The sequence below is a fragment of the Microbacterium sp. ABR10 genome (genome assembly GCF_057812175.1).
The window spans coordinates 3,373,006-3,399,033 of sequence record NZ_CM173821.1; the positions used below are offsets into that span (position 1 = coordinate 3,373,006).

Here is a 26,028-nt window from a genome sequence, read left to right on the forward strand (position 1 = left end):
CGCTCCGGGTACCGCCGGTGTTCGAGCCGCTCGGTCAACAGCATCCGCGGTTCACGCTCCCGCGGGACCGGCGTCAGGAGGTCGCCGCCTCGACGCGTCGCACCGTCTCGACGATGGCATCCGCCACCTCGTCGGGGTGCGACACGTGGGGGGAGTGGCCGGATGCCACCGATACTTGCGCATCGGCGGCGTCGGCCCACTGCCGCTGCTGCTCGGGCGGGAGCGCCTTGTCTTCGGTGGCGACGACGTAGGTCACCGTCACATCGGGGCCGGGTTCGGCCGGGGCGGGCTGCGTGAACGACGCGACGCTCTGCCACCCCACGCGGGTCAGCGCGGTCTCGACGACGGCCGGGTCGACACCCGAGTAGATGGTCTCAGCGATGTCGCCGATCTTCACGGCCTTGCCGTCGGCGGAGCGCTCGTAGCCGGGCGGGAACTCGCCACCCTGCGCATCGAGGAGCGAAGCGCCCACGGGCAGGGAGAACGCGGCGATCATCACCAGTCCGCGCACGGAATCGACTGCTGCGGCTGCCGCGCGTGCCGGGACGCCGCCGTAGGAGTGCGCCGCGAGCACCACCGGGCCGTCGAGGTCGGCGACAGCCGAACGGATGGCCTCGACATCGTCGGTCAGCGAACCGATCTCGGCGGTGTCTGCGGAGCTGCTCGGCAGGTCGAGCGCGGTGGCCGACAGCCCGCGAGAGGCGAGCGCGGCGATGAGCGGCTCGAAGACCCAGGCGCCGTGCATCGCGCCGGGGATGAGGACGATCGTGGACATGGTGCTCCTTGGGTGGTGAAGGTCAGGCGCTGACGCTGGTGCGGGCGCGGAACCACACGGTCAGCTCGCGGACGGCACGGATACTGGCGCCGTCGTCGTCGGACTCGAGATCGGCGAACGTATCGCGGAATCCCTCGGGCGGCGGGGTCGTGGGGACGCCGATGGGCTCGTACCCCATCGTCCATTGCGAGAATCGACGCTCGTCGATCTGCTCGGTCAGCAGCACCCGCACCTCGGCATGCCGCGGATCACGCCTGATCGTCGCCATGAGCTCGTCGACGGCGTGCTCCGGACCTTCCAAGACCTGGAAGAAGCGCCCGCGCCGGTAGAGCAGCATGCCGGTGAGGTCGTGATCGTGGTTGGATGCCCGGCTTTGGGCGAGCAGGTCGGCGAGGGCCGCGTCGTCGAACGCATCGACGGCGGTGCTGACGTAAGAGATGGAGACCAGGGGTGAGCTCACGCGACCGCGCTCCCGTCGGCGGACGCACGGGGCGCAGGCACGCGCACCCTGTCGAGGGCGATCGGCGCGTCGAGCGGAGGCTGGCCGTTGGTGACCGCAGCTATCGCCTCGGTCAGCGCGTCGAACCGACCGACGACGCGGGAGTGCCCGTCGTGCGCCAGGAACACCCCGTCGGGCTGGCGGTCGATGTAGCCGAGGAACACGCCGCTGCGGCTGCCGACATGGAAACCCTCTTCGACGCGAGCCCAGATGACTCCCGCTCCGAGCTGATCGGGTGACCCCATGGCCGCCCTCCTTACACCCGCGATGGAACCGGGCAGGAGCGAACGTACCGGGGGCCTCCGACATCGAGCCGCCCTTGACAGATCGGGCAGCGCCGCGCCAGCGCGTTTCCGGCGCGAGACGACGCCACGCCGAGGGAACGGCCGCACGCCGCAACCGACCTAGTCGGCGAGACGCCGTCTCGCGGGTGCGGCGCGCGCGCGAGACGGCGTGCCCGTTCAGCCGATGGCCGCGCGGATCTGGGCGGCGTCGTCGGTGCCGCTCGCCTCGACGATGCGGCCCCGCTCCACCCGGTACATCGCGAACGACGCGATGCTCACGCGGCGACGGGTGGCCGCGACGTGCGCGAACGAGCCGGTGTGGGTCCCGCCGCCGCGCAGGTGCACCGCGAGCCGGTCGTCTTCGACCAGCAGCTGGATGCGCTTCCACTGCCAGTCGGGGAACCCGTGCAAGAGGTCGGCGTACTCGTCGACCCAGGCGTCGGCGCCGGCGGGCAGATGCGCCCGGCGGACGGCGGGATGCAGGAAACCCCGCAGATCCTCGAGGTCGTGCCGGTTGAGCGCGTCGAGGACGTCACCGAACCACTCGCGCGTCTCCCAGGGCTCCACTCCCCCATTATCTGCGGGTGCAGGGTGGGCCAGGGCGGGCGCCGGGCAGGGGCGGGCGGAGGTACGCCGCGGCCGATGCGACCGCCGACCACCACGGCATCCGGCGTCCGGCGTCCGGCATCCGGCATCCGGCATCCGGCCTCTCGACCCCGTCATTCCGCCGCCGACTCCGCCATGCACGACCGACCCTGGCCCGCCGGCGAGGCGCCGGACGGCCCCTTACGCCCCCACCGCCTCGGCGACCACCTCTGCCTCGGCCGTACCGCCGCCGCGCAACTCCTCGGCGAGGCGACGCGCCCCGCGCACCGCGATCGCGACACTCGTGAGCGTCGGGTTCATCGTGTTGGCGGTCGGGATGAGGCCGTTGCCACCCACGAGGAGGTTGTCGAAGCCCCACACCCGTGAGTACGGGTCGGCCACCGACGTCTCGGGGTCGGTGCCGGCGCGCATCGTGCCCATGTAGTGCAGGCTCGAACCGTTCGGCAGCAGCCGCGGGTCGGCGACGAACGTGCCGAGCGCGTGCCCGGCACGTCGCAGGCGCTCGGTGGCCTGGGCGATCTCGGCATCCTCCCGCTCGGTGAGGGCGTACTCGATCGTGAAGTTCGGCAGTCCGCGGTAGTCGAGCTCGTCGTCGCTGAACGTGACGCCGTCTTCGACCCGCGGAAACTTGCGCACGCCGAAGCCCATGTTGACGTACCCCCAGCGGTTGCCGGCTGCCGGGTGGGCGGGGTCGAGCGCGAAGGGCGGATTCTCGGCGTACATGATCTGCGCCGAGTACGGGTGATCGGGCTCGGAGAACGGGATGCGGTTGACCGCGGCGACGGGGTCGGCGGGGTTGGTCGCGCGACGGGCCAGCTCGCTCCGCAACTCGTCCTCCGTCACGAGAGCAGCCATGCGCTCGGCGTCCAGCGAGACGGTGCTGATGACGACGTGGTGCTCGGTGAGGTAGCGGCCCAGGGCCGCAGGACGGATGCCGGAGGCCCACAGCAGCTGCGGGGATCGGAAGGCGTCGGCGGCGACCACCAGGGCGTCCACCGCCACGAACGACTCCTCGCGGGTGCGCAGGTCCTCGACGACGACGCCGCGCACGTGGGTGCCGTCGAGCTCGATCCGTCGCACCAGGGTGAGGTCGCGCAGCTCGAAACGCGCAGCGACGTCGGTGCCCGGCTCGATGAGGGGTCCCAGCACCGTGTCGGCGCCGGCCCAGCGCATCGACCCGTCGGGCTGCGGATCACCCGCGACCGGCAGGGTGCTGACGCCGTAGCCCTCGGGGAGTTCGGCTCCGAACTCGCGGTCGAGAAGGGTGCGGATGGCGGCCCCCACCGGTGAGTCCGAGAAAGCGGCGCTCTGGTGGTGCAGCAGTCCCTCGGCGGTCGAGACGAGGTCCTCCCACTCGTCGTCATCGATGAAGTCGAGCTTCTCGCTGAACGCGGGACGCGGGATGGCGCACGTCCAGTGCGAGCCCTGGCCACCGACGTTGGTCGCCGCGGCCGCGGCCGGGAAGGTGGGCGCGTGCGCGGAGCCCTCGGCGCCGAAGTCGAGCAGGTGCGTGCCCTGGCGCGCGGTGAACATGCCCTCCACGACGGCGGCGGCCGGGATGCCGAGGGACTCGCGGAAGTCACCGGCCTGCGGCCCCTGCGACCGTTCGCGGGCGCGCGCTTTCTCATCGGGGTCGGCGATGTTGCGCACGCTCTCGCCCGGGCGCTCGGTGACCTGCGGTCCCGCCTCGAACATGATCACGCGCGCATGCGGGATCGACTCCAGCAGCACTCGGGCGTAAGCGGAACCGATGGGGCCACTGCCGACGACGGCGATGGTGGGGGTGTCGGACATGGTCTCTCCTTCGAGGTCAGGCGGGCTGACGGTCAGCGTCGGACGGGGTGGGAAGCGGGGCCGTCGTCTCGTCGGAGAGGCGCCCCGCGGGCAGGGAGAGGGCGATGACGACGCCGCAGGCGTAGACGATCGCGAGCCCCAGGAAGACGGGCGCGAACACGTCGTGGTAGACCGCGGCCACCTCGGCCTGCACACCCGCGGAGGCGCCGCGCACCGCCGCGGGGGTCAGGGTGTCGGCATCCACTCCACCGGGGAGGTTCGCTGCGACGCCGAACCCGACGACGCCGCCGATCACCGCGGTGCCGACGGCCGAGCCGACCTGGCGCACGAGGTTCGTGGTGGCCGTGACGGCGCCGAGGTCGGAGCGCGCGGCGGCGCTCTGGACGACGGCGAAGATGAGGTTCATGAACGACCCCGTGCCGATGCCGACGGTCGCCATGACGACCATCGGCACCCACAGGGGCGCCCCCACCGGGAGCGCGGCCATCACGCCGAGACCCACCGCACCGAGAGCGGTGCCGATGATCGGGTAGGCGCGGTAGCGGCCGGACCGGCTCACGAGCCACCCGGTGAGCAGGTTGCTCACGAGCATGCCGAGCACGGTCGCGATGGGGACCAGTCCCGACACCGTCGCGGTGGTGCGATAGGCCATCTGGACGTACGTGGGGACGTACGCCACGACCGCGAACAGCCCGGCCCCGATGATGAGCGAGAGCCCCAGGCAGGCCAGGATCGTGCGGTTGCGGAAGATCCGCGGCGGCAGGATCGGCTCGATCGCGCGCCGCTCGATGAGAACGAGGGCCAGGATGCCGACGATCGCCACCGCGGCGCAGACGAGCGCCACGGGTCGGAGCGCCTCGTCGCCGATCCAGGTCACGGCCAGCACGAGCGCGAGGAGGGCTCCGGTGAAGACCACGGAGCCGGGGATGTCGAACCGCGGGTGCGCGCCGCCGGGGAGGCGCGGAAGGGCGATCAGCGCGAGCGCGAGGGCCACGAGACCCACGGGGATGTTGATCCAGAACACCCACGACCAGCCCCAGTAATCGGTGATCAGACCGCCGACGACGGGCCCCACGACGATGGCGACGGGAAAGGCGGCGCCGATGATCGCCATGTAGCGAGGACGCTGTCGCGGGCTGGTGACGCGCGCGATGATCGTCTGCGACATGAGCTGGATGCCGGCCGAGCCGAGGCCCTGCAGGACGCGGGCGGCGATGAGCCAGCCCAGGTCGGGCGCGAAGCCGCACAGCAGAGACGCGACGAGGAAGGCCACGATCGACACGAGGAACACGCGACGCGGCCCGACGATGTCGCCGAGCTTGCCCAGCACGGGCAGCATCGCGGTCGCGGCCAGCGTGTAGCCGACCATGATCCAGCTCATGTGCTCGAGCGCGCCGAGGTCGCCGGCGATCGTGGCGAGGGAGGTCGAGACGACGGTGTGGTCGAGGGCGCCGAGGAACGACACCGTGAGCAGGGCCGCGACGAGGATGCGAACGCGGGCGGGAGAGAGAGTCATCGGCGGGGCGCCCGTACGACCGGGCGATCGACGCGACCGGATGTGCCGCTCCGGCTTCCTCACCGGGCGAACGGACCCGATGGGCCCCGACGTCGGTTCCATCATACCCGACTTATGTCGGTTTTCAACATTACGGATGCCGCGACATCAACCCGACACGCGCGGCAGCCTCCGGCCCGCGCCCGCCTCCCTGGTCACGGTCCGCCGATGTCAGGACCGGATCGTGGACCGGATGGGTGACCGGGCGTTGCTCGCTGCCCGAGAAGAATGACCGGGTACTGAGGCGTGAGCGACGTGGTCGCGACGGCGGCCTCCCGCGATCACCTCCCGCAGTCGTTGTTCGAAACCCTCGAGGTCGAACAGACCCGTCTCGTCACGGATGACGACGTGCAGGCAGTCCCGGACGGGGGCGATCTCCGCCCACACCCCCAGCGGCAGGCGCAGGTGCGCCGCCATCCCCCCGACGAAGGTGTCGTCGTCCACGCGTGGCATCAGCGTCTCGGCGACGGCGACCTCGGTCGTCGTCAGCGAGACGTGGATCTCGAGGGGCACCCGTGGCGTGGCGCCCCGCAAGCGCCGAGCGGCACCGGGATGCCGAACGGTGTTCTTCAGCGTGCTGAGCGCGGTGGCGAGCAACCAGGCGACGGGCGTCCCCGACTTGCTCACGGCCGAGATGCGCTCGGCCAGGGCGGTCGCACTCCAGTCGTCGACCAGCAGGCGCCCCATGGGCAGGGACGGCGCGAAGTTCCCCTCGACGGCGACCCCCTTCTCCACCCAGCGACGGGCGTCGACGGGGACCACCACACGGAAGTCGGCATCCTGCCGGAGGCTGTCGCGGAGGCACCGCAGAACCAGGCTCGCGGATTTCACGGACAGCGGCGGGCGCGCCGGGCGCTTTCCCTCGTCGGCCTTCTCGGGTGTGTTTGCGATCATGCGCACCAGGTCGGCGGGGAGGACCATCGACACCATCCGTGTCCGCTCGATCGACTCGGCCTTGGTCAGTGTGCGCGAGAGCTGATAGCCGGTCTCGGTCTGCGCGTTCCGCGTGCGGAAGATCTCTCGAGCGGATCGGATGCCGCTCACCCCCTGCAGCCCGAACTTCTTCATCGCCGCGCGCAGGGGCGTCTTCGCCCACGGCAGGGCGGCGCGGGTGTCCGCTCCGGGGGCGCCGAGCTTCTCCAACACCAGATTCACCACGAATGTCGCGCCGGTGCCGTCGAACAGGCTGTGCGAGAACTCCATCGCGAGCATCCCGTCCGCGACGAACAGCCGCACCGGCAACTCTCCGGGTCGGAACTGTCTCTCCAGCACGAGGGTGGCCAGGGCCGAGCGGTCGAGGGCCGGTTCCACCCGCTCGACGGAGCGCGCAGCCGCCACGAGGGCGGCGCTCTCGTCGACGCGCCGCCACCGCCGACCGCGGGTGCGTACGCGGTGCAACACCGCACCGCGGGGAGAACGCAGCACGTCCTCCAACGCGGTGAGCGCCCGCTCCGGGGTGAGGCCGACGAGGGGCCCGACCATGAAGCAATTGAGGAGGTCGTCGTACCCGAGGTTCCGCAGCCCGCTCATGCGCGTCCGCCGAGTGGTGCGACCTGCACTCCCCGCGCGACGTGGTCCCCCACGCGCGTCTCGATCGTCGATCCGAAATCCCTCACGCCTGCTCCTCATAACGGCCGCCGGTTGCGCTCGGGCGCGACGCATCGAGGCCGCATGACGAAACGGCCTCGGCGCCGTCGACGTGAGCGTCAGCGTCCGCTGAGCGATCCGCCGACGCGGCCCGGTTCTTCCCTGCCGCAGCGAACGACGGATCTTCGACTCACGGCTCAGCGAGAGTAAGCACCGGAACAGCACCTGAAGACGTCGGCGGAGGTCCCTTCTCCCGATGCTCACGGAAAACTCGGAGAACCTTGACGATGGCTTCGCATCGTCGACGCCGGAGGGTCCGGACGCAGCCGGGCGAGGCGGCACACGCCACGGGCGGGCAGTGCCTGCCGGGGAGACCGGGGGTGCTCATCGCGACCGCGCCCGCGACCGGGTGCGCGCCCGCGCGACCGGCGGTGCCGCCACGCGCGGGCCGACCACGTTGACGACCTCGCCCACACCCTCGATCACCAGGCGCACCTCGTCGCCGGGTTCGAGGGGTCGCGGGTCGAGGGCGCCGCGACGGCCCCACAGCTCGCCGAGGCAGCCCCCGTTGCCGACCGTGCCCGAGCCGAGCACGTCACCCGGGACCACGGCCGAGTTCCGAGCGGCGTAGGCGACCAGCTCAGGGAAGGGCCACCCCATGTTCGAGACGAGGTCGTGGCCGATCAGCTCGCCGTTGACGAACAGCTCGGCGCGCACGGCGAGGAAGCCCTCCTCGTCGAGGTACGGTTCGAGCTCGTCGGCCGTGACGATCCACGGCCCGAGCGTCATCGCGAAGTCCTTGCCCTTCGCCGGCCCCAGACGCACCTTCATCTCGCGCGCCTGCAGGTCGCGGGCCGACCAGTCGTTCATCACGGTGTAGCCGAAGATGTGGGATGCCGCGGTCTCGGCATCCACGTTCTCCCCGGTCGAACCGGCCGCGGCACCGATCACGACCGCGAGTTCGAGCTCGACGTCGAGGCGCTGCGTCTCGGGGATCGCCACCGCGTCACCGGTCGCCCGCACGGTGTGCGGATTGGTGAAGTAGAACGTCGGCGCCTCGTACCACTCGGGCACGACCTCGCTCTTGCCGTCGACCGACGCGCTCACGCCCTCGACGTGCTCCTCGAACGCCACGAAGTCGCGGATCGAGGCGGGCACGAGAGGCGCGAGCAGTCGGACCGCGGCAAGCGGTCGGGCCGCGGCGCGATCGCGTCGTTCGTACAGGTGCCCAGTGGCATCCAGCCCCTGCGCGAGCACCTCGGCCACCCGCAGCCCGTCGGGGAACGGCACGACGTCGTCGCCGTCGACGAACCCCTCGCCCACGTCGGCGCCGTCGACCCAGCGGGCGATCCTCACGCGTGCACCCGGGTGCGCAGCAGCTCGGCGGCGTTGGCTCCCAGGATGCCGGTCACGTGGCTCTCCGCCAGTCCCGCGCCCCGCACGAACGCGACCGGGTCGTCGAGACCCATGTCGAACGGGAAGTCGCTGCCCAGCAGAACCCGGTCGGCGCCGGCGACCTCCACGAGCCAGCGCAGGGCGCGCTCGTCGTGCACGACGGTGTCGAACCAGATCCTGGTCAGGTAGGTCGAGGGCGCATGGGCGCAGCCGCGCGCCTCGGGGCGCACCTTCCAGGCCCGGTCGGAGCGGCCGATCGCGGTCGGCAGGTACCCGCCCCCGTGCGCGGCGACGAGGCGGAGTCCGGGATGCCGGTCGAGCACGCCCGCGAAGATGAGGTGCGACAGCGCGACCGCGTTCTCGGTCGGCTGGCCGACCGTGTTCGAGAGGTAGAAGCGGTCGAGCCGCTCATCGAGCGAACAGCCGAAGGGGTGGAGGAACACCACGGCGCGCAGTTCGGCCGCCCGCGCCCAGAACGGCTCGAGACGCTCGTCGCTGAGTTCGACCTCGCCCGCGAAGGAGGAGATCTCCACGCCCGCGAGCCCTCGGCCGAGCACGGCGTCATCGAGCGCGTCGACGACGAGGTGCGGGTGCTGCAGCGGCACGACCCCGAGCCCGACGAGACGGTCGGGGGCCTGGGCGACGTGCTCGGCGATGAGGCGGTTCGCCTCCCCCGAGGCCCAGGTCGCGAGACCCTCGTTCGCCCACGGGTAGAAGTGGTTCGGCGAGGGGCTCACCCACTGGCGGTCCACGCCCTGCGCGTCCATGGCCTCGAGCCGTGCGCGCACGTCGGTCAGGCGTGGGAACCTCTCGCCGATCATGCGCCCCGAGGCCTGGAGGCTGGCCAGACCGTTGCGGCGCAGTTCGAGGTCGGCCGCGGCCTGCACCTCTTCGGGGACGCGGCGCTCCACCTCCGCGTGCAGGCCGGGCATGAGCAGGTGGGCGTGGACGTCGGTGACCTCACCCTGCGTCGGAGTGCTCATGCGCGGGCCGCCGTGAGCTGCGCGACCCCGAACATGAGTCCACCCATGTCGGCGTCGCGGACGCCGTCGAGCTGCCACTGGCCGAGCTGCACCGAGGCGTCGACGATGGCGGCCGCGCGCGCCACGCGCCGCTCGTGGAACGCGTCCCAGAGCGCCTGGTCGACGGCATCCCGGTTCACGAGGAGCTCGCTGAGCACGGCCGCGTCCTCGAGGCCCTGGGCCGCGCCCTGCGCGATGGTCGGCGGGCAGCTGTGCGCGGCGTCGCCGATGACCACGGCGCGGCCGCGGTTCCACGGGGCGTCGACGAGGTGCCGCGTGAACCAGGTGTAGTTGGCGTCGGCACCGGCCTCGATGTCGGCGCGGATGTGGTTCCACGGACCGTCGTAGGCGCGGGACTGCTCGACCATGATCCGGCGGGCCTCCTCGGACGAGACGTGCGAGCGGTCCTGGGCCGCCTCGACGAGGAACGCGTACATGGTGTCGTCGCCGGTGGGCGTGTAACCGGCGATGTACATCGGACCGCCGTAGTACAGCTCGCTGCGGTCGACGTCGGGCGGGAGCGAGACGAACGTGCGCCAGATCCCCATGCCGGTCTGCTCGGGGGTGACATGGATGCCGATCATCTCGCGCACGGCCGAGTGCAGGCCATCGGCGCCGACCAGCAGATCGAACGTGCCCGCCGGCTCGCCGTCGACCTCGATCGTGACGCCGTCGGGGGTCTCCGAGACGGCGGTGACGCGGCGGCCGAAGTGCACGCGCGCGCCGTTCGCCTCGGCTGCGGCCAGCAGGATGCGGGCGAGGTCGGGACGCGACATGCCCATCGTGGAGGGGTAGTCGGGGCCGCCGGTCTTGAGGTCGGGGAGGGCGGCGACGACGGGCGCGCCGGGGCCGGGGGCACGCAGGTTCAGCCCCTCGAAGGCTTTTCCGGCAGCGGCGACCTCGTCCCAGACCCCGAGCTCGTCGAAGACGCGCAGGGCGTTGCCCTGCAGCGTGATGCCCGAACCGCGGGTGGACAGCGCGGGCTGGGCGTCGTAGAGGTCGACCTCTACGCCGGCCTTGCTGAGGAAGATGGCGGTGGCGAGGCCTGCGACGCCGGCTCCGGCGATCGCGACTTTCTGAACGGCGGTCATGTCAGAACCTCTCTGTTCTGGGACGGGGGTGGACTAGAGCAGGGCCAGGGGGTTCACCGGCGACCCGACGGCCCCGGTGATCGGCAGCGGAGGCGCCGAGAGCAGGAAGTCCCAGCGTCGCCTGTCGATGCAGGCGTCGGCGAGCGCGTCGAGGTTCCACATCTCGCCGATCGTGAGACCCATGTTCGGGATGACGACCTGGTGCAGGGGCTGGAACGCCGGCACGTCGAACTCGTTCGGACGCACCTCGAAGCCCCAGGTGTCGGTCGCGACGGCGGCGATCTCGGTGCGGTGCAGCCATCCTGCGGTGGTGAGCGAGAGCCCCGGTGCGGGTCCGCCGGCGTAGTCGCCCCAGCCCTCGCGGTGCGCGCGCGTGTAGTGGCCGGTGCGCACGAGGACGATGTCCCCGCGCCCCACCTCCACGCCCTGTGCCGCGGCGCACGCGTCGAGGTCGTCGGCGGTGATCGCGTAGCCGTCGGCGAGCTCGCCGGACTCGGGCGCGAGGTGACGTCCGACGTCGAGCAGGACACCGCGCGAGACGACGACGTCGGCCGCGTGCTCGATGCCCGTGACGAGGTCGCCGTCGCTGGTGACGACGTCGCCCGCGCGGCGGCCGTTCCAGGCGTAGCCGTGGTCGAAGATGTGGCCGAGGCCGTCCCACTGCGTCGAGCACTGCAGGGGCATGGCGATGACGTCGTCGGCGCCGCCGATGCCGTGCGGGAAGCCCTGGTTGCCTCTCTCGGCATCCGTTCCCGTGTCGGTCATCGTGTGCACCGGGTTGGTCCGCCTCCGCCACCCCTTCTGCGGGCCGTCGGTGTCGAAGCGCTGCGAGAGCGAGATCGAGACGCCGTCGCGCACGAGCGCGGCCGCCGCCCGCCGTTTGCCGGCGTCGATGAAGTTGAGGGTGCCGAGCACGTCGTCCTCGCCCCAGCGTCCCCAGTTGCGGAACGCCTCGGCGCGCAGCGCGATCTCGGCCTCGGGGTCCTGCCGGTCGAGGTCGGCGGGGTTCTCCGACGGAACGCCTCGCTGGGCCGTGGCATCCGATCCGTGCGCCGCATCCGGCCCCTGAGCCTGTCGAAGGGTCACGACGCCGCCTCCCCCACGCACCGCACGACCTGCGTGCCGAGCGCACCGATGGTCCCGGTCATGACGTCGCCGTCGCGCAAGAACCTCTTCCAGTGCTGCCCGTTGCCGGCGGGGCTGCCGGTCAGCAGCAGGTCGCCGGGAAGCAGGGGGTGGGTCTGCGACGCCGCCGAGACGAGCGCCGGCACGTCGAACAGCAGATCGGACGTCGAGGCATCCTGCATCACCTGTCCGTTGAGTTCGAGGCGCACCGGGGTGTCGGCGGGGTCGACGAAGTGAGCGGGCACGAGCAGCGGACCGGTCGGCAGGAAGCCGGGCGCGTTCTTGGCCCGGTACCAGTCGGTGCCGATCTCCTTCATGTCTTTGCGGAAGACGAGGTCGCGCGTGGTGACGTCGTTGACCATCGTGTAGCCGGCGACGTGATCGAGCGCGGCCTCGCGCGAGACGCGGAACGCCTCGCGGCCGATGACGACGGCCAGCTCCAATTCCCAGTCGTGCACCTCGCTGTACGCCGGGAGCACCAGCGGCACGTCGTCGCCGACGACGCACGCGGTGAGCCCGATGAAGAAGTACGGCTCGCCGCTGCGGGCGCGCTCGTCCATCATGTCGGCGGCGAAGGCACGCGCCTCCTCGGGCGTGCGGTCGGTGTTCTGCGTCAGGCCCGCGGCCACCAGTTCGATCACGTGCTGGCGGTAGTTGGCGCCGGTCTGCAGCACCTGCCGCGGCTCGACGGGCGCCGTGAGGGTGACATCCGACACGGGATGCCACTCCCCCGGGGCCTCGACGAGGGCGGCGATCCGCTCCCAGTCGGGGGCGGCGAGGAAGGCGTTCAGACCGCCCCCGAGCTCGTCGGCGGTCAGCGCACGGATGCGGTCGCCGGCCACGAGACCGACGTGCACGGCATCCCCGTCGCGGAAACGGGCGAGAGCGTAGGGGGCGGTCGTCACGGTCAGCCCCGACCCTGCACGGCGTACGGGTTGAGCAGGGCGTCCTTGATCTCGTCGGGCACACCCTCTTCGGTGGCGCTGGGGCCGTCGGCGGGCGGGAACGACTCGGTCATCGACATCGGCATGGCGCCGTTGCGGTACATGTTGTTCGAGCCGAGCGAGGGCTTCCACGTGTTGGCTTCCCAGTCGGGCACGTAGTTGCGGTATCCGCCCGTGTTCAGCTCGATGCGCAGGCTCGAGGGCTCGCGGTAGTAGAGGAACGTCTGCTCGCCGATGCCGTGGATGTTGGGGCCGTACTCGATCGGCACGCCGTTCTCCATGAGCGTGTCGGCGGCGATGAGGAGCTCCTCGCGCGTGTCGACCCAGAAGGCGTAGTGGTTGATGCGGCCGGCGCGGCTCGAGCCGTCGAGCACCACGCCGAGGTCGTGCGACTTCTCGTTGGTCGTGAGCACGGAGAACACCGAGATGGGTGCCTCGTCGAGCACCGTGCGGGCCATGAAGCGGAAGCCGAGCGTGTCGACGTACCACTGCACGAACGCATCGACGTCGCGTGCCGCGACGGTGACGTGGTCGAGCTGGCGCGGGGCGCCGGCGATGGGGCTGCGCTTCTCGGGACGGTCGGGGTAGATCGAGGCGGTGTGCGGCTCAGCACGGTGACGCTCGACATCCCAGTGCAGGGTCATGTCGTGGCCCTGGGGACCGGTGAAGCGGAACGCCCGGCCGATGCCGCGGCCCTCGAACCATTCGCCCTCGATGCCGGCGGCCTGCACGCGCTTGGCCGCCTCCTCCAGGGCTTCGGCCGACGACGTCCGCCAGGCCATCGTCTCGAGGGAGGGCTCGTCGCCCTTCGCCACGACAAGGGAGTAGGCGTAGTAGTCGCCCCAGCAGCGGAGGTACACACGGTCGTCTTCGCGAGCGACCTCGGTGAGGCCCACCTGGTTGACGTAGAAGTCCACCGACGCCTCGACATCAGGAGTCGTGATCGCGACGAACGACAGATGAGAGAGAAGCTTGATCATCTTCGATCCTTTCGGTGAATCGGGTCGTTCCGACTCTTCTTCCACTATCCGACCTAAGTGGATATCAGGGAACCCGATCCTGTGGATGCCGAACATCGGCGTGACTTATCCGCCCGCGTAGACGATCCCGTCGTCTCGTGCGAGGTCCGCCAGGTCCGTCGGCTCGGCGCCCACGCGCAACGCCTCCAGGATCCGTCGCAGGGCGAGGCGTTCGGGCGACTCACGCCGGACGGGTCGGATCCGCCGCCCGTCCTCGTCGTCGAACGCCACCTCGCACAGCGGCGATGCGGAGTCCACGCGCACCTCGACGCGGCGCGCCCCGAGAGCGGTGGCGGCGAGCGCGCCGCCCACTCCGCCCCCGACCGTGCGGGTGACGCTCGCGCCGACCCCACCCGGTCCCCGCAGGGCGATCGCGGTCGCCGCCGCCGTATCGACCCGCGTGACGATCGACAGCGGGCCGGAGGCGAGCACCCGCGCCCATCCCACCGCGTCGCGGAGAAGGGCGGCGGCGTCGGTCCGCCCACCCCAGGCGTCGACCACGACGTGCCGCGGCTCGACGGGTTCGCCCCGCGCATCGTCGACGATGTCGGGGCGAACGCGGCGGCGCATCACCACGACCGGCGCGTCGAGGGCACCGAGAAGAGCGTGCATCTCGGGCGAGACGGGGTCGGGCTCGTCGATGACGTAGCCGGCGGCACCCTCGAGGCGCTCCCACCAGGCGCCGCGGCCGTCGATCACCCGCACGGCCCCGGGGCCCGCGCCCAGCCGCACTCGCGGCGCGAGCTCCGCCACCGCGGCCCGATACGCGGCCGCATCGGTCTGCACACCCCGCACGGTCATCGCGCTACCCCGACCTGACCGCCGCGGCCGCGGCATCGGCGATCGCCGTCACGAAAGCCGCGTCCGCCCGGAGCTCGTCGTACTCCATCGCCGCCTCGCCGCGCAGCAGGGCCGCGAGCGCCCGCCACTCCCTCTCGTACCCGTCGTGCCGGTCGATCGGGTAGATCGTCTGCACCCCCGCCGCGTCTCGGACGGTGGTGCGGGCGCCGCCCACGTGCACGAAGGGCGGCGGGAACTCCACCTCTATGCGCGCGCTCGCCGTGGAGACGGTGACGCGCCACAACGAATCGGCCCCCTCCGGCAGCATCACCGCCGTGAAGCGCACCAGGGCGTCGTTCGCCCGCAGCGCCAGGTCGAACCCGATCGGGGCCACCGCCCGCGCCCAGACCAGCTCGGGGGCGGAGGGGACGAGGTCGCGCACGAGCGGGAGGTCGTGCACGCCGAGTCCCGCGACGAGCTGACGCACCAGGGCGGCGCTCTGCACGGGGTCGTCGAGGTCGAGCGGCGGCCTCTTCGGGGCCGCACCGGGGGGAAGCGGCTCCCCCATCGTGAGCGCGTGGTACCGGTCGTTCGGCGAGAGGCACAGCGTCACCGTCACGGCCGAGATGCGGCCGTCCAGGTCGCTGAGGTGGTGCGTGGCCCGCGCCCAGGCGGGGTCGAAGAGGTGGTTCGTGCCAACGACCAGAAGCGCTCCGACCGCGGCGCACTCGGCGACGAGGCGTTCGGCCTCCTCCGCGGTGTCGGCGAGCGGTTTTTCGCAGAAGATCGCCCGCCGCCCCGCGGCCAGACTGGCGCGCACGTGCTCGGCGTGCAGCGACGGCGGGCTGCAGACGGCGACGACGTCGACGTCCCGGTCGGCGAGGAGCGTCTCGACCCCGGCCGATGCACGGGCGCCGAAGCGTTCCGCGATCACCGCGGCCCGACCGCTCCCGGCGTCGCTGACGTGCACCAGGCGGAAGTCGCCGTCCGTGCGCGCGAGCGTGGGCGCGTGCAGCGCCGCAACGCCCGGCCCCGATCCGATGATGCCCACGCCCCACGTCATCCCGGCCCCCTCGCCCACTTCAGCGCGAAATGCACTGAAGTCAGGAACTAATGAACCATAGACCAGACGATTCCGTCAGGGGAAGCGCGCTCTTGTGTGAAGATCAACGCATGGCCAACGTGTCCACCCTCCGCTTCGGCGCGCAGACCGACGAGGTCACGAGCCTGCTGCGCATCGTCAACATGGTTCGCCTCGGCGAGGCCGTCACGCGCCCCGAGATCGGCCGCGTCACCGGGCTCGGACGCGGGGTCGTCGCCCAGCGCGTCGACCGCGCCGTCGAGATGGGCTTCCTCGAGGACGCCGAATACGCCCCGTCGTCGGGTGGACGCGCACCCCGCACGCTGCGCTTCCGCTCCGAGCAGGGGCGCATCGTCGTGTGCGCACTCGGGGGACTGCACGTGCACGTCGGTGTCACCGACCTCGACGGGGAGATCCTCGACGAGGCCCACCGCGCGTGGGACATCGCGCGCGGACCCGAAGAGACCCTCGACGCCGCAACCGCGATGGTCGACGACCTGCTCGCCGCCGGCGACGGAAGTCCCGTGTGGGCGATCGTGGTGGGGCTGCCCGGGCCCGTCGACTTCGACACCGGTCGCCCGGTCGCCCCGCCGATCATGCCCGGGTGGAACGGGTACGACGTGCGGACCGCGTTCGAGCAGCGCTACGACGCCCCCGTCTGGGTCGACAACGACGTGAACCTCCTCGCGGCCGGCGAGCGCGCCCGCCGCCGCGACGAGGGCGTCGACCTCATCTACTGCAAGGTCGGCACCGGTATCGGTGCGGGACTCGTCTCACGCGGACGCCTGCATCGCGGCGCGAACGGCGCCGCGGGCGACATGGGCCATGTCCGGGTGCCCGGCGCGACGCAGATCTGCCGCTGCGGCAAGACCGGCTGCCTCGAGGCCGTCGCCGGGGGATGGGCGCTCGTGCGCGACGCGCGCGCCGCGATCGAGGGCGGCGCGACGGGAGCGCTCGCCGAGATCGTGGCATCCGGAAGAGACCTGACCCCCGAAGACATCGCCCGCTCCGCCGAGCGCGGCGACCCCCTCGCCATCTCGCTCGTGCGAGCCGGTGCGCGTCAGGTCGGCGAGGCCGTGGCCGCGCTGGTCAACATGTTCAACCCCAGCGTGATCGTCATCGGTGGAGCGATCGCGTCGGCCGGGGAGCTGTTCCTGGCCGAGATCCGCCACCGCGTCTACGAGCTGTCGCTGCCGCTGGCCACGCGCGACCTCGTCATCAAGACGAGCGAGAACGACACCCGCGAGCCGGTGCGCGGGGGCGTCGACCTCGCGCAGGAGCAATTGTTCGAGGTGAGCCTGCCGCGCTGGTTCAGCGAGGGTCGACCCACGGTGGCCGCGGTGCACGGCCTGAGCGGTTGACTTCTTCCTATTTCAGACATTAGTCGATAGGTTGTGAGCGGAAGCGCGCCGTGGGGTGCGCCGTGACACGAGGACGTGCCCGCCATGACTCTCTCCGCCCTGCGCGACGACGCCCTGCGCGTCACCGCCACCTCCACCGCCACCGAGGTGCGCCTCTCGCTGCCGTGGATCCGCTCGCTCCCGTTGGCGAGCCTGCTCGAGCCCGTCGTGCACCTCGACGGACGACGGCAGGAGCCCGTCGTCCTCGTCGACTCGCGGCGCGTGGCCCCCGCCGAGCTCGCCGCCGAGGACACCTGGTGGTACCTGCAGGATCGAGTGGTGCTGGAGATCCCGGATGCCGTGACCCCCGGCATCCACGAGGTGGAAGTGTCGTTCCGACTCGAGATCCCGTACCTGCCCGGAGGGCCCGATGAGCCTCTCCGCCTGCCGTTCTCGTTCCACCGAACGCTCCAGGTGGGAGCCTCGGCCGCGAGCGTCTCGCGAGACGTCCGGAGCGCAGCGTGAGCCTGCCCGCGAGCTGGACCCTCTCGGCCAGCGCCTTCAACCTCACCCCCGAGGTCATCCGTGCCGAGCGCAGCGCCCCCGACCTCGCCGCCACCCTCGTCGAGCGGGGCATCGCGTCGGCGATCGAGATCGAGCTGGGGCAGATGTGGCGCGGTTTTCCGGCCCCGCCGACCGGCCCCGTCGAGGCGTTCCGCGACGACCTCGCCGCGGCCGGCGGTCGGGTCAGCATCGTGGGCGTCAGCATCGACGAGTTCGACCGAGGTCGACGGCGGACGGATGCCGAGCGCCGGGCGTTCCTCGAACCGCAGCTGCGCGCCGCGGCCTCCGCCGGAGCGACGGGTGTACGCCTACCGATCGGTCAGGCCGGAGCACTGCTCGAGGGCTTGATGCCCCTGCTGGAGGAACTCGACATCGTGCTCTTCGAGGAGGCGCAGGGCCACGAGACGCCCACCGCGCGCCCGGCGGCCTACGACCGCATCGCCGAGCTGGGCTCTCCGCGAGTGCGGCTGTTGCTCGACATCAGCATGCTCATGCCCGCTCTGCCCGCGACCTACCTCGAGCGGCTCGAGGCCGGGGGCATCCCCGCGGATCTCCTGCGGCGCCTCCGCGACGAGTGGCGCGACCCGGCGACCCAGGACGCCGTCGTCGACCTGCTGCGCACGGGCGGGGTGCCGGGGCCGGTGCACACGCTGTACATGAACCTGCTCGTACGCTTCGGTCGCTCGGGCATCGACGATCTGGCATCCGTCCTCCCCCTGATCGGAGCGGCGCACCTGAAGTTCTGGGACCTCGACGACGCCGACGGCCGGGTCACCCGACCGATCCGCGACGTGGGGGCGGCCCTGCGCACCGCGGGCTTCACCGGCACGCTCTGCAGCGAGTGGGGCGGGCAGGAGTGGCTCGACGACGACCCGTGGCAGATGACGGAGCGGCACCTGGCGGTCGCGCGCGAGGCGCTGGCCGGCGCGTGAGCCGCCGACGATGGCGCTGCCTTCCGTCTTCCCCGTTCCGACGGCTACACCACCTTGCATGAAGCGTCGCTCGAGGCCGGATAACGGCTGTTCAGCGGTCGTAGACCTCTCGACGGTGCCCGGCCCGGACGACCGTGACGATCAGTTCGCCGTCGAGCACGTCGTAGATCACCCGGTAGTCGCCGACACGGACACGCCAGGCGCTTTGCTCGCCCACCAGCTTCTTCGCACCGGTCGGACGGGGGTCGTCCCGGAGGCCGCCGATCGCTTCCACCACCCGGTCACGCGCGGGCCGCGGCAGTTTTTTGATCTGTCGAGCGGCTGCCGTGGTGAATTCGACGCGGTAGGTCACGAAGCGAGATCGGCCCGCAGCTCATCGAGCGTTATGCGGGCACCGTCGTCGTCGTTCTTCGCCTGACGATAAGCGGCAACGTCTTGAGCCATCTCGAACTCTTCGAGGGCCTCGATATCGGCGACACTGACAACGACGGCTGCGAGCTTGCCGTTGCGCGTCACGCCGATGCGTTCACCGGCGTACATCGCACGACCGAGAACGTCGGAGAGCTGGCTGCGAAGCTCACGCGTGGAGAGCTCGGTCGTGACGGTGTCCATGTACCCATCATAGCAACAAACGTCATTGTGTACACAGTTGCCATGGCATGCCCGTGTCGCGGGCAGCGGCCGGGGTGGAAGCGCGTTACCCCTCGCCGTTGTAGTACGGCCAGGGGTTGATGCGGCGGTCGCCGCGACGGTCGGGCCCGGTCAGCGAGACCTCGCCGGTCGCCGCCCACTCGACGCCGCGCGGGAACAGGCGGATGAACTCGATGCGGCGGAACGTGTCGATGTCGTGGCCGATCGTGATCGTGAACGAACGGCCCGAGCCGTACTCGTTGATCCAGGCGAGCGGCTGTTCGGTGTTGATGCCGGGGAGCGCCGCGATGCCGCCCTCCGGGATGTCGACCGGGTAGTGCGGCATGGGCCAGATCGGTGCCCTCTCGTACGCCTCGAGGTCGTCGAAGGTCGTCAGCAGCACCTGCGCGCCCTCGTACATCTGCACACCGACGAGGATGTCGTCGCCGGTCACCGTCCACGTGGCGTTGATGCCCTCGGTGATCGGATGCCGCGGCTCGGTCGTGTGCAGCTGCGCCTCGCCCCACGGCCGGGGGCGCAGGCCCGTCTCCCACGCGCTGAGCTTGGCTCCGCGCATGACGTTGTACTCCTCGGGGTAGCCCCAGCGGTCCTCCTGCGCGGCGGAGCCGTGGAACCACACGATGCCCTTGCCCTCGTCGTGCACGAACCGCAGGATCGCGGCATCCGTCTCGGCCCCGAAACCGGTCGCCATGTCGTGGTAGCCGTCGCGGCCCTCGAAGATGACGATGAGCACGTCGTACTTGTCGATGACGCTCGCCGGGAGGCCCCGCGGGTCTTCCACCACGCGGACGGTGAAGCGTCCCGTGTCCTCCAGCAGCGTCGTGATCCATTGGTTGTGCAGGCGGAAGCTCCGGTGGGCGTTGTCGTGCTCGATGGTCATGTGCCCCGAGAGGATGAGCACGTTCAGAACGTCGGTCATGTCAGTCCTTGCGGGAGAAGGCGGCGTCGAAGAGCTGGTGGGGAGGCGTGATCTCGCCGAGCTTGCGCACGAAGGCGAGGGCCTCGGGACCCCCGATCAGGCGGTCCATCCCGGCGTCCTCCCACTCCACGCTCGTCGGGCCGTCGTAGCCGATGGCGTTGAGCGCGCGGAAGAGCGGCTCCCACGGCACATCTCCATGGCCGGTGGAGACGAACGTCCACCCGCGGCGCGGGTTGTCCCACGACAGGTGCGAGCCGAGCACGCCGTTGCGTCCGTCGAGGTTGGTCGTGGACTCCTTGCAGTGCACGTGGAAGATGTGGTCGGCGAAGTCGAGCACGAAGGCGACCGAATCCAGCTGCTGCCAGACGAAGTGCGACGGGTCGAAGTTGAAGCCGAAACTCGGGCGGTGGCCGATGGCCTCGAGGGTCTTCTTCGCCGTCCAGTAGTCGTACGCGATCTCGGAGGGGTGCACCTCGAGCGCGAAGCGCACGCCGACCTCCTCGAAGACGTCGAGGATCGGATGCCAACGGGCAGCGAAGTCCGCATACCCCCGCGCGATCATGGCGTCGGAGGCGGGCGGGAACATCGCGACGTACTTCCAGATGCTCGACCCGGTGAAGCCGGTCACGGTCTTCACCCCGAGCTTCGCGGCGAACCGCGCGGTGTCCTTGAGCTCTTCGGCCGCGCGGCTGCGCACGCCCTCGGTATCCCCGTCTCCCCACACGCGGGAGGGCACGATGTCGTGGTGCCGCTCGTCGATGGGGTCATCGCAGACGGCCTGGCCGACGAGGTGGTTGGAGATGGCCCAGACCTTCAGACCGTTCTTCTCGAGCACGTCGAGTCGCGACTGCACGTAGGCGTCGTCGTCCCACCGGGAAACATCGATGTGGTCGCCCCAGCAGGCGATCTCGAGGCCGTCATAACCCCACTCCCCAGCGAGGCGCGCCACCTCTTCGAAGGGCAGGTCGGCCCACTGGCCGGTGAACAGGGTGATGGGGCGGGCCATGACGGTGATCCTTTTCAGAGTGCGGGAACGGGGGCGCCCACGCGCGTCCACGCGGACTCGGCGGCGCTGCTGCGTTCGACGGCGTCGAGCACGCGCTGCACGCGCAGGCCCTCTTCGAACGAGGGGTGCGGGTCGGTGCCGGCGTCGATCGCGCCGACGAGGTCGACGACCTGGTGGGTGAAGCCGTGCTCGTAGCCGAGCATGTGGCCGGCGGGCCACCACGCCGAGACGTACGGATGCTGCGGCTCGGTGACGAGCACCTGGGTGAAGCCCTGGCGCCCCTCGGGAGCGGTGCGGTCGTAGAAACGCAGGCTGTTGAGATCTTCGAGGTCGAACGCGAGCGCGCCGCGGTCACCCGACACCTCGATGGTGAGCGCGTTCTTGCGGCCGGTGGCGAAACGCGTCGCCTCGAACGACGCGAGGGCGCCGTTGGCGAGACGGCCGGTGAAGATCGCGACGTCGTCGACCGTGACGGCACCCTTCTCGGACGCACCGGCGGCCTTGGCCAGGCCCATCGACCCGTCGCTCGGCAGCGGACGCTCCGTGACGATCGTGTCGACCGTGCCCGACACCCGCTCGACGCCGAGACCGGTGACGAACTGCGTCATGTCGATGATGTGCGCACCGATGTCGCCGAGCGCCCCGGAACCGGCGTGCTCCTTCTGCAGACGCCACATGAGCGGCATCTCGGGATCGACGAGCCAGTCCTGCCGGTACGCCGCGCGCACCTGCTGCACGGTGCCGACGGCACCCTCGGCGATCATGTCGCGCAGCAGCGTGACGGCCGGCACACGGCGATAGGTGAACCCCACCATCGAACGGATGCCACGCGCGCGGGCGCGTTCGGCGGCCTCGGCCATCGCCTCGGCCTCGGCCACGGTGTTGGCCAATGGCTTCTCGCAGAGCACGTGCTTACCGGCCTCGAGGGCGGCGATCGCGATCTCGGCGTGCGATTCGCCCGGCGTGACGATGTCGACGATGTCGATGTCGTCGCGCGCGACGATCTCGCGCCAGTCGGTGGCCGACTCGGCCCAGCCCCATTTTCCGGCGGCCGCGGCCACGGCATCCGCGTTCCGACCGACCACGACGGTCATCTCGACCGCGCGCGGCAGGTCGAACATGCGCGGAGCCTGGCGCCACCCCACGGAGTGGGCGGCTCCCATGAAGCCGTAGCCGATCATGGCCACGCGCAGCGGCCGGGCAGTGGTCATGCCAGGACCAGTTCGCGCTCGACCGGCACGCGGTTCGTGACGTAGCGACCGGGTCCGCCGTCGGCGCCGGGCATGATCTGCATGTAGAGCAGGCGCATGGTCAGCACGACCTCGACGGTGATCGTCTCGCCGGCGGCGGGCGGGGCGTCGAGATGGATCAGCACGTCGGGGCGATCGGCGACGAACCACAGCGTCTCGGACTGCTCGGGCAGTTCCTCGACGCGGTACTCGCGCCCCTCGAGCGAGAAGCGGATGTCGCCCTTCGGCACGGTGACGCCGTTCACGGTGACGGCGACGTCGTCGACGGCCGACAGCCAGAGGCTCCGGTACCAGGGCAGCTGCACCGAGACCGCGAGACCGTCGTCGGTGCGACGGACGTCCTTCTCGGCGAAGAGGGAGTTGTGAGTGGCCATGATGGCTCCTAGGCGAAGGTGTCGGTGAAGCGGTCGTGCGCCACGGGCGGCACGGGCTCGAGCTTCTGCGTGGTCTCGGGGCTGTAGGGGTGGTTCTTCGAGGGCACCGGCTCGTCGGCCGGCGGCATGAAGACGGGCTTGCCGTCGTCGCCGAAGTACATGAGGTCGAGGTCGAAGGCGCCCTGGTTCTTCACGCCGAAGCTCACCCAGTTCTCTTCGAACGGGGCGCGGGCGAGCTCGTAGCAGCGGAACTTCCAGAACCTCCACTCGCCGTCCTGCTTGCGGAAGTCGATGGCGTACTTGCACCAGACCCAGTGCGCCCAGACCTTCTTGCCGAGCACCTCGTCGGGCGAGTACATGTCGGGGAAGGCCTCGGCGACCCTCGGGTCGGTCAGCCCCGACTCGGTGCCGGCCATCATCCAGACGCCCTTGGCCGTCTCGCCGTCGGCGGCGACCTCGATCACCGGGGTGGTGGTGGCGTGCAGGATGAGCTTGCCCTCGGGGTGCGGGCGGCCGCGGTGGTAGTCGGTGACGCTCTGCCACGTCGTGTACTGCCCGGCGTTGGTGTAGCGGGCGCGAATCCCCTCCGTGCCCTCCTTCACCCACAACGGGATGATCTGCTCGTCTTCGAAGGCGTTGTGCAGGTACATGTAGCGGTTGAAGAGGTTCTCGACCTGCCCGCGGTCCTCGGCGCGCTGCGCGAGGGCGTGCGCGGCCTCGACCTGTTCGCGCAGGCGTGCGACCTCGGCGACGAGGTCCGAGACGGACGCGTCGGTGATGGTGTTCGACATGGCCACTCCTTCGTGATCGTGGACGCTCAGACCGGCTGCTTCGCGGCGACGGTGTCCTCGATCGCCTGACGCATGAGCGCGTGCTGCTTCTTGACGAGGTCGATCGGGTCGCTCTCGCCGAGGTCGCTGAAGGCGTGGCCCTCCCACTCGCTGGAGAGGTAGCCCTCGTAACCGCCGATCACGAACTGCTTCACGATGCGCGGGATGTCCATGGCGGGCTCTTCGCCGTCGGCGCCGATGTCGTAGAACTTCGCGTGCACGTGGAAGATCTGCGGCATGATGTCGAGCCACTCCTCGGGAGCGACGAGACCGTGCATGTTGAACGCGAGACGCGTGAAGGGCCCGAAGCGTAGGAAGTCGACGCCCTCACCCGACAGGTAGTCCTCGAACTTCTGGTTGCGCACGTGCATCGGGGTCGGCTCGTGCCAGATCTCCTTCATGACCGGGAAGTGCTTCTCGTCCATGCCCATCTGCCCGAGAGTGCGCAGCAAGGTGGGCGAAAGCGAGTGCATGGTCGACGAGAAGTCGGCGGTGAAGCCGAGGCGGTCCGACTGCAGCTCGTCGTACATCTCGCGCATCTCGAGCACCTTGGGGTCGTTCGGACCCGACGGCGCGTGGATCTCGTAGCCGAGCTTCTGGTCGTACTTCTCGGCGAGCGGGAGGAGGCTGCGCAGCAGTTCCTTGCCGTGCGAGCGGATGACGATCTTCTTGAAGCCGAGGGTGTGCGCGGCCTTGAGCTGACGGGCGAGGAAGTCGTGCTCCTCGTCGAGCGTCATGTCGCGGCTCTTGAGGCGGCCCATGTCGAGGTTGGTCCCGACGGCGCTGGCCTCGAGACCGTACTTCTCGAGCGAGTCGAACCAGAGCTTCACGAACTCCGCGTCGACATCGGGGTACGAGCGCAGCAGCTGCGCGAAGTTGAACTCCACGCCCGGGCCGATGCCCTGGTCGTGCACATCTTTGATGAGGGTCTCGGGGGTGTAGAGGCCGGCGGCGAACTCGCTCGTCATCGAGTAGAGCGTGGTGCCGAGCTTGATGCCGGTTCCGGCGATGCCGTCACTCATGGGGCTGTCCTTTCAGGCGCGCACGGCGTGCGCGAGGTGGGTGTTCAGAGCGCGGCGTGCGCTCGCTGCATCCGTGATCATTCGGGATCCGGCGGCCTCGGCCGCCGTGCGCTGGATGGCCTGCTCTCCGCGGATGATCTCGAAGGGGCTCTGCCAGTGGTTCCAGTGCCAGCCCTCGTACTCGCTCGAGACGGCGCCGCTGTAGCCGTTCTCGACGAGCAGCGTGATGAGGTCGGCGACGGGCACCGAGGGCTCGTTCCCGTTCTCGTCGATGCCGAAGAACTTGCCGTGCACGTGCTTGACCCACGGCATGATCTCGAGCCAGTCGTCCACGCGCGCCGGACCGAACAGGCCCGTGCCGTTGATGCCGAAGTCGATGCCGAGGTCGGGGCGGCCGTGCTGGTGCGCGAGGCCGATGAAGCGGCCGAAGCGCTGACCGTGATCGGCCTGGTCGGCGGGCGGGCCCTGCTCGTAGAAGTCGTCCCACAGCTGCACGACGGCGGCCAGCAGTTCCTCCGACGCGCCGCGACGGCGGTAGGCCTCGATGAGCGAGGGGGCGAAGCCCGAGACCGTCGCGCCCCAGTCCATCGTGAAGCCGAGGAAGGGCGAACCGACCTTCTCGTACCGGTCGCGGAGAGCCAGGATGCGGGGGTGCGAGGCGTACTGGTCGGCGTGCACCTCGAGCGCGAGGGTGACGCCGTACTCCTCGGCGATCGGGGCCAGGGCCTCCATCGAGTCGGGGGTGATCGAGATCTGCACGCGGGCGATGGGGAAGCCGAGCTTCGCTGCCGCCGCGATCTGCTTGCGCATGTACGCGAGGAGCTCGTCCTGGTTCATGAGCTTGTCGGGGCGCAGGCCGATGTCGGCGTTGACGGCGAGCGAGGTGCGCACGAGGCCCACCTCGTCGACGAGGTCGGAGAACCGCCCGGCGAAGTGGTCGTCGATCTCGGGGAAGCCCCGGAAGCTGGAGAATCCGATGATCTCCAGGCCCGGACCGAAGCCCTCGGCCGCGGTCTTGCGGATGAGCTGGTCGAGGTCGTACTCGCGACCGTGGAAGGCGCGGGTGAAGCTGTAGAGGGTGACGCCCTGGATGGGCGTTCCTTTGTCCGGTCCCTGAGCCTGTCGAAGGGTCATGCGCGGGCCTCCTCGACCTGGCGGACGGTCATCTTCTTGGTGTCGTGCTCCTCGATGTGCAGCACCTGGTCGTCGGCGATGATGATGTACGGGATGTAGAGCTCGAGGTCGACGCGCACCTCGTGCTCCCCGGCATCCACCGGCACCTCTCCCGACAGCACCGCCGAGTCGGTGGGGAACCACCATTGCTCGATGTTCGTCTTCATCTCGGCGAAGGTGAGCTCCTCGCCGTTCATGCCCCAGCGCAGGGAGTCGGCGGGCGCCTCGACGCCGTCGACGGTCAGCTTCGCCCCTGAGATGCAGGATGCCGGCAGCGCCCGGTACCAGGGCAGGCGCACCTCCACCGACGCGCGTCCGCCGTGGGCGGTGAGCGTCCCCTGCTCGATGATGCGATCCGGGATCACGATGACCTCCTCGTCGGTGCGGCCTTGGCCGCAGACCTCTTTGTC

The 26,028-nt window shown here is 70.6% G+C and carries 28 protein-coding genes; 3 read left to right on the top strand and 25 right to left on the bottom strand.

The genetic code is table 11. The features are described from left to right. Positions 1-73 precede the first annotated feature (73 nt). From ACXKZF_RS15575 to ACXKZF_RS15645, 15 genes are all read right to left on the bottom strand, one after another. Positions 74-775: an alpha/beta fold hydrolase gene (locus ACXKZF_RS15575; RefSeq protein WP_488984812.1), complete on the bottom strand. Its 702-nt coding sequence runs from the start codon at positions 773-775 to the stop codon at positions 74-76. 22 nt (positions 776-797) lie between these two features. Next, a complete protein-coding gene (locus tag ACXKZF_RS15580) occupies positions 798-1,235 on the bottom strand; it encodes a BLUF domain-containing protein (protein ID WP_488984813.1) in 438 nt (145 codons plus the stop codon). After that, positions 1,232-1,519 carry a hypothetical protein gene (locus tag ACXKZF_RS15585; RefSeq protein WP_488984814.1) on the bottom strand — a complete coding sequence of 96 codons (288 nt, stop codon included), beginning with the start codon at positions 1,517-1,519 and terminating at the stop codon, positions 1,232-1,234. The genes ACXKZF_RS15580 and ACXKZF_RS15585 overlap by 4 nt, the downstream gene beginning before the upstream one ends. 216 nt (positions 1,520-1,735) lie before the next feature. Further along, positions 1,736-2,125 carry an ester cyclase gene (locus ACXKZF_RS15590; protein WP_488984815.1) on the bottom strand — a complete coding sequence of 130 codons (390 nt, stop codon included), beginning with the start codon at positions 2,123-2,125 and terminating at the stop codon, positions 1,736-1,738. Positions 2,126-2,344: 219 nt separating this feature from the next. Then, complete coding sequence (locus tag ACXKZF_RS15595) at positions 2,345-3,958, bottom strand: GMC oxidoreductase (protein WP_488984816.1); 1,614 nt, start codon at positions 3,956-3,958, stop codon at positions 2,345-2,347. A 16-nt stretch (positions 3,959-3,974) separates the two neighbouring features. Next, the gene (locus ACXKZF_RS15600; protein ID WP_488984817.1) at positions 3,975-5,474 is read right to left on the bottom strand and encodes an MDR family MFS transporter; all 1,500 of its coding nucleotides are present in this window, start codon (positions 5,472-5,474) and stop codon (positions 3,975-3,977) included. Positions 5,475-5,684: 210 nt separating this feature from the next. Continuing rightward, a complete protein-coding gene (locus tag ACXKZF_RS15605; protein ID WP_488984818.1) occupies positions 5,685-7,043 on the bottom strand; it encodes a hypothetical protein in 1,359 nt (452 codons plus the stop codon). Positions 7,044-7,484: 441 nt separating this feature from the next. Continuing rightward, positions 7,485-8,456 carry a fumarylacetoacetate hydrolase family protein gene (locus ACXKZF_RS15610; protein ID WP_488984819.1) on the bottom strand — a complete coding sequence of 324 codons (972 nt, stop codon included), beginning with the start codon at positions 8,454-8,456 and terminating at the stop codon, positions 7,485-7,487. Continuing rightward, positions 8,453-9,478, bottom strand: coding sequence for an amidohydrolase family protein (locus ACXKZF_RS15615; protein WP_055952111.1), 1,026 nt, complete (start codon positions 9,476-9,478; stop codon positions 8,453-8,455). The genes ACXKZF_RS15610 and ACXKZF_RS15615 overlap by 4 nt, the downstream gene beginning before the upstream one ends. Beyond that, complete coding sequence (locus ACXKZF_RS15620) at positions 9,475-10,608, bottom strand: FAD-dependent monooxygenase (protein ID WP_055952114.1); 1,134 nt, start codon at positions 10,606-10,608, stop codon at positions 9,475-9,477. Before ACXKZF_RS15620 ends, ACXKZF_RS15615 begins: the two co-directional genes overlap by 4 nt. A 33-nt stretch (positions 10,609-10,641) precedes the next feature. After that, complete coding sequence (locus tag ACXKZF_RS15625; protein WP_488986013.1) at positions 10,642-11,577, bottom strand: cyclase family protein; 936 nt, start codon at positions 11,575-11,577, stop codon at positions 10,642-10,644. Positions 11,578-11,690: 113 nt separating this feature from the next. After that, on the bottom strand, positions 11,691-12,638 hold the full coding sequence (locus ACXKZF_RS15630) for a fumarylacetoacetate hydrolase family protein (protein WP_488984820.1): 948 nt from the start codon (positions 12,636-12,638) through the stop codon (positions 11,691-11,693). 2 nt (positions 12,639-12,640) lie between these two features. Further along, the gene (locus tag ACXKZF_RS15635; protein WP_055952117.1) at positions 12,641-13,657 is read right to left on the bottom strand and encodes a VOC family protein; all 1,017 of its coding nucleotides are present in this window, start codon (positions 13,655-13,657) and stop codon (positions 12,641-12,643) included. Between the two features lie 105 nt (positions 13,658-13,762). Then, on the bottom strand, positions 13,763-14,497 hold the full coding sequence (locus ACXKZF_RS15640) for a hypothetical protein (protein ID WP_488984821.1): 735 nt from the start codon (positions 14,495-14,497) through the stop codon (positions 13,763-13,765). 4 nt (positions 14,498-14,501) lie between these two features. Next, a complete protein-coding gene (locus tag ACXKZF_RS15645) occupies positions 14,502-15,539 on the bottom strand; it encodes a Gfo/Idh/MocA family protein (RefSeq protein ID WP_488984822.1) in 1,038 nt (345 codons plus the stop codon). 110 nt (positions 15,540-15,649) lie between these two features. On the opposite strand from ACXKZF_RS15645, the gene ACXKZF_RS15650 reads away from it, so the two are divergent. From ACXKZF_RS15650 to ACXKZF_RS15660, 3 genes are all read left to right on the top strand, one after another. Beyond that, entirely contained in the window at positions 15,650-16,918 is a 1,269-nt protein-coding gene (locus ACXKZF_RS15650) for an ROK family protein (RefSeq protein WP_488984823.1), read from the top strand. An 84-nt stretch (positions 16,919-17,002) separates the two neighbouring features. Further along, on the top strand, positions 17,003-17,422 hold the full coding sequence (locus tag ACXKZF_RS15655) for a hypothetical protein (RefSeq protein ID WP_488984824.1): 420 nt from the start codon (positions 17,003-17,005) through the stop codon (positions 17,420-17,422). After that, a complete protein-coding gene (locus ACXKZF_RS15660; protein WP_488984825.1) occupies positions 17,419-18,393 on the top strand; it encodes a restriction endonuclease subunit R in 975 nt (324 codons plus the stop codon). The genes ACXKZF_RS15655 and ACXKZF_RS15660 overlap by 4 nt, the downstream gene beginning before the upstream one ends. A 91-nt stretch (positions 18,394-18,484) precedes the next feature. On the opposite strand, the gene ACXKZF_RS15665 is transcribed toward ACXKZF_RS15660, so the two are convergent. The 10 genes from ACXKZF_RS15665 to ACXKZF_RS15710 form a co-directional block, all read right to left on the bottom strand. Beyond that, positions 18,485-18,745 carry a type II toxin-antitoxin system RelE family toxin gene (locus tag ACXKZF_RS15665; protein ID WP_055952136.1) on the bottom strand — a complete coding sequence of 87 codons (261 nt, stop codon included), beginning with the start codon at positions 18,743-18,745 and terminating at the stop codon, positions 18,485-18,487. Continuing rightward, the gene (locus ACXKZF_RS15670; RefSeq protein ID WP_055952139.1) at positions 18,742-19,005 is read right to left on the bottom strand and encodes a type II toxin-antitoxin system Phd/YefM family antitoxin; all 264 of its coding nucleotides are present in this window, start codon (positions 19,003-19,005) and stop codon (positions 18,742-18,744) included. Before ACXKZF_RS15670 ends, ACXKZF_RS15665 begins: the two co-directional genes overlap by 4 nt. Positions 19,006-19,090: 85 nt before the next feature. Beyond that, positions 19,091-19,963 (bottom strand): ThuA domain-containing protein, encoded by an 873-nt coding sequence (locus ACXKZF_RS15675; RefSeq protein WP_055952141.1) that lies wholly within the window; start codon positions 19,961-19,963, stop codon positions 19,091-19,093. A 1-nt stretch (position 19,964) separates the two neighbouring features. After that, complete coding sequence (locus tag ACXKZF_RS15680) at positions 19,965-20,969, bottom strand: sugar phosphate isomerase/epimerase family protein (protein ID WP_488984826.1); 1,005 nt, start codon at positions 20,967-20,969, stop codon at positions 19,965-19,967. A gap of 14 nt (positions 20,970-20,983) precedes the next feature. Then, positions 20,984-22,180, bottom strand: coding sequence for a Gfo/Idh/MocA family protein (locus ACXKZF_RS15685; protein WP_488984827.1), 1,197 nt, complete (start codon positions 22,178-22,180; stop codon positions 20,984-20,986). Then, on the bottom strand, positions 22,177-22,593 hold the full coding sequence (locus tag ACXKZF_RS15690; RefSeq protein ID WP_488984828.1) for a C-glycoside deglycosidase beta subunit domain-containing protein: 417 nt from the start codon (positions 22,591-22,593) through the stop codon (positions 22,177-22,179). Before ACXKZF_RS15690 ends, ACXKZF_RS15685 begins: the two co-directional genes overlap by 4 nt. 8 nt (positions 22,594-22,601) lie before the next feature. Beyond that, complete coding sequence (locus ACXKZF_RS15695; protein ID WP_488984829.1) at positions 22,602-23,384, bottom strand: nuclear transport factor 2 family protein; 783 nt, start codon at positions 23,382-23,384, stop codon at positions 22,602-22,604. Positions 23,385-23,410: 26 nt separating this feature from the next. Beyond that, positions 23,411-24,445, bottom strand: coding sequence for a sugar phosphate isomerase/epimerase family protein (locus ACXKZF_RS15700; protein WP_488984830.1), 1,035 nt, complete (start codon positions 24,443-24,445; stop codon positions 23,411-23,413). Between the two features lie 12 nt (positions 24,446-24,457). Beyond that, positions 24,458-25,579 (bottom strand): sugar phosphate isomerase/epimerase family protein, encoded by a 1,122-nt coding sequence (locus tag ACXKZF_RS15705; RefSeq protein ID WP_488984831.1) that lies wholly within the window; start codon positions 25,577-25,579, stop codon positions 24,458-24,460. Continuing rightward, positions 25,576-25,983 (bottom strand): C-glycoside deglycosidase beta subunit domain-containing protein, encoded by a 408-nt coding sequence (locus ACXKZF_RS15710; protein WP_055952160.1) that lies wholly within the window; start codon positions 25,981-25,983, stop codon positions 25,576-25,578. The genes ACXKZF_RS15705 and ACXKZF_RS15710 overlap by 4 nt, the downstream gene beginning before the upstream one ends. Between the last annotated feature and the right edge of the window lie 45 nt (positions 25,984-26,028).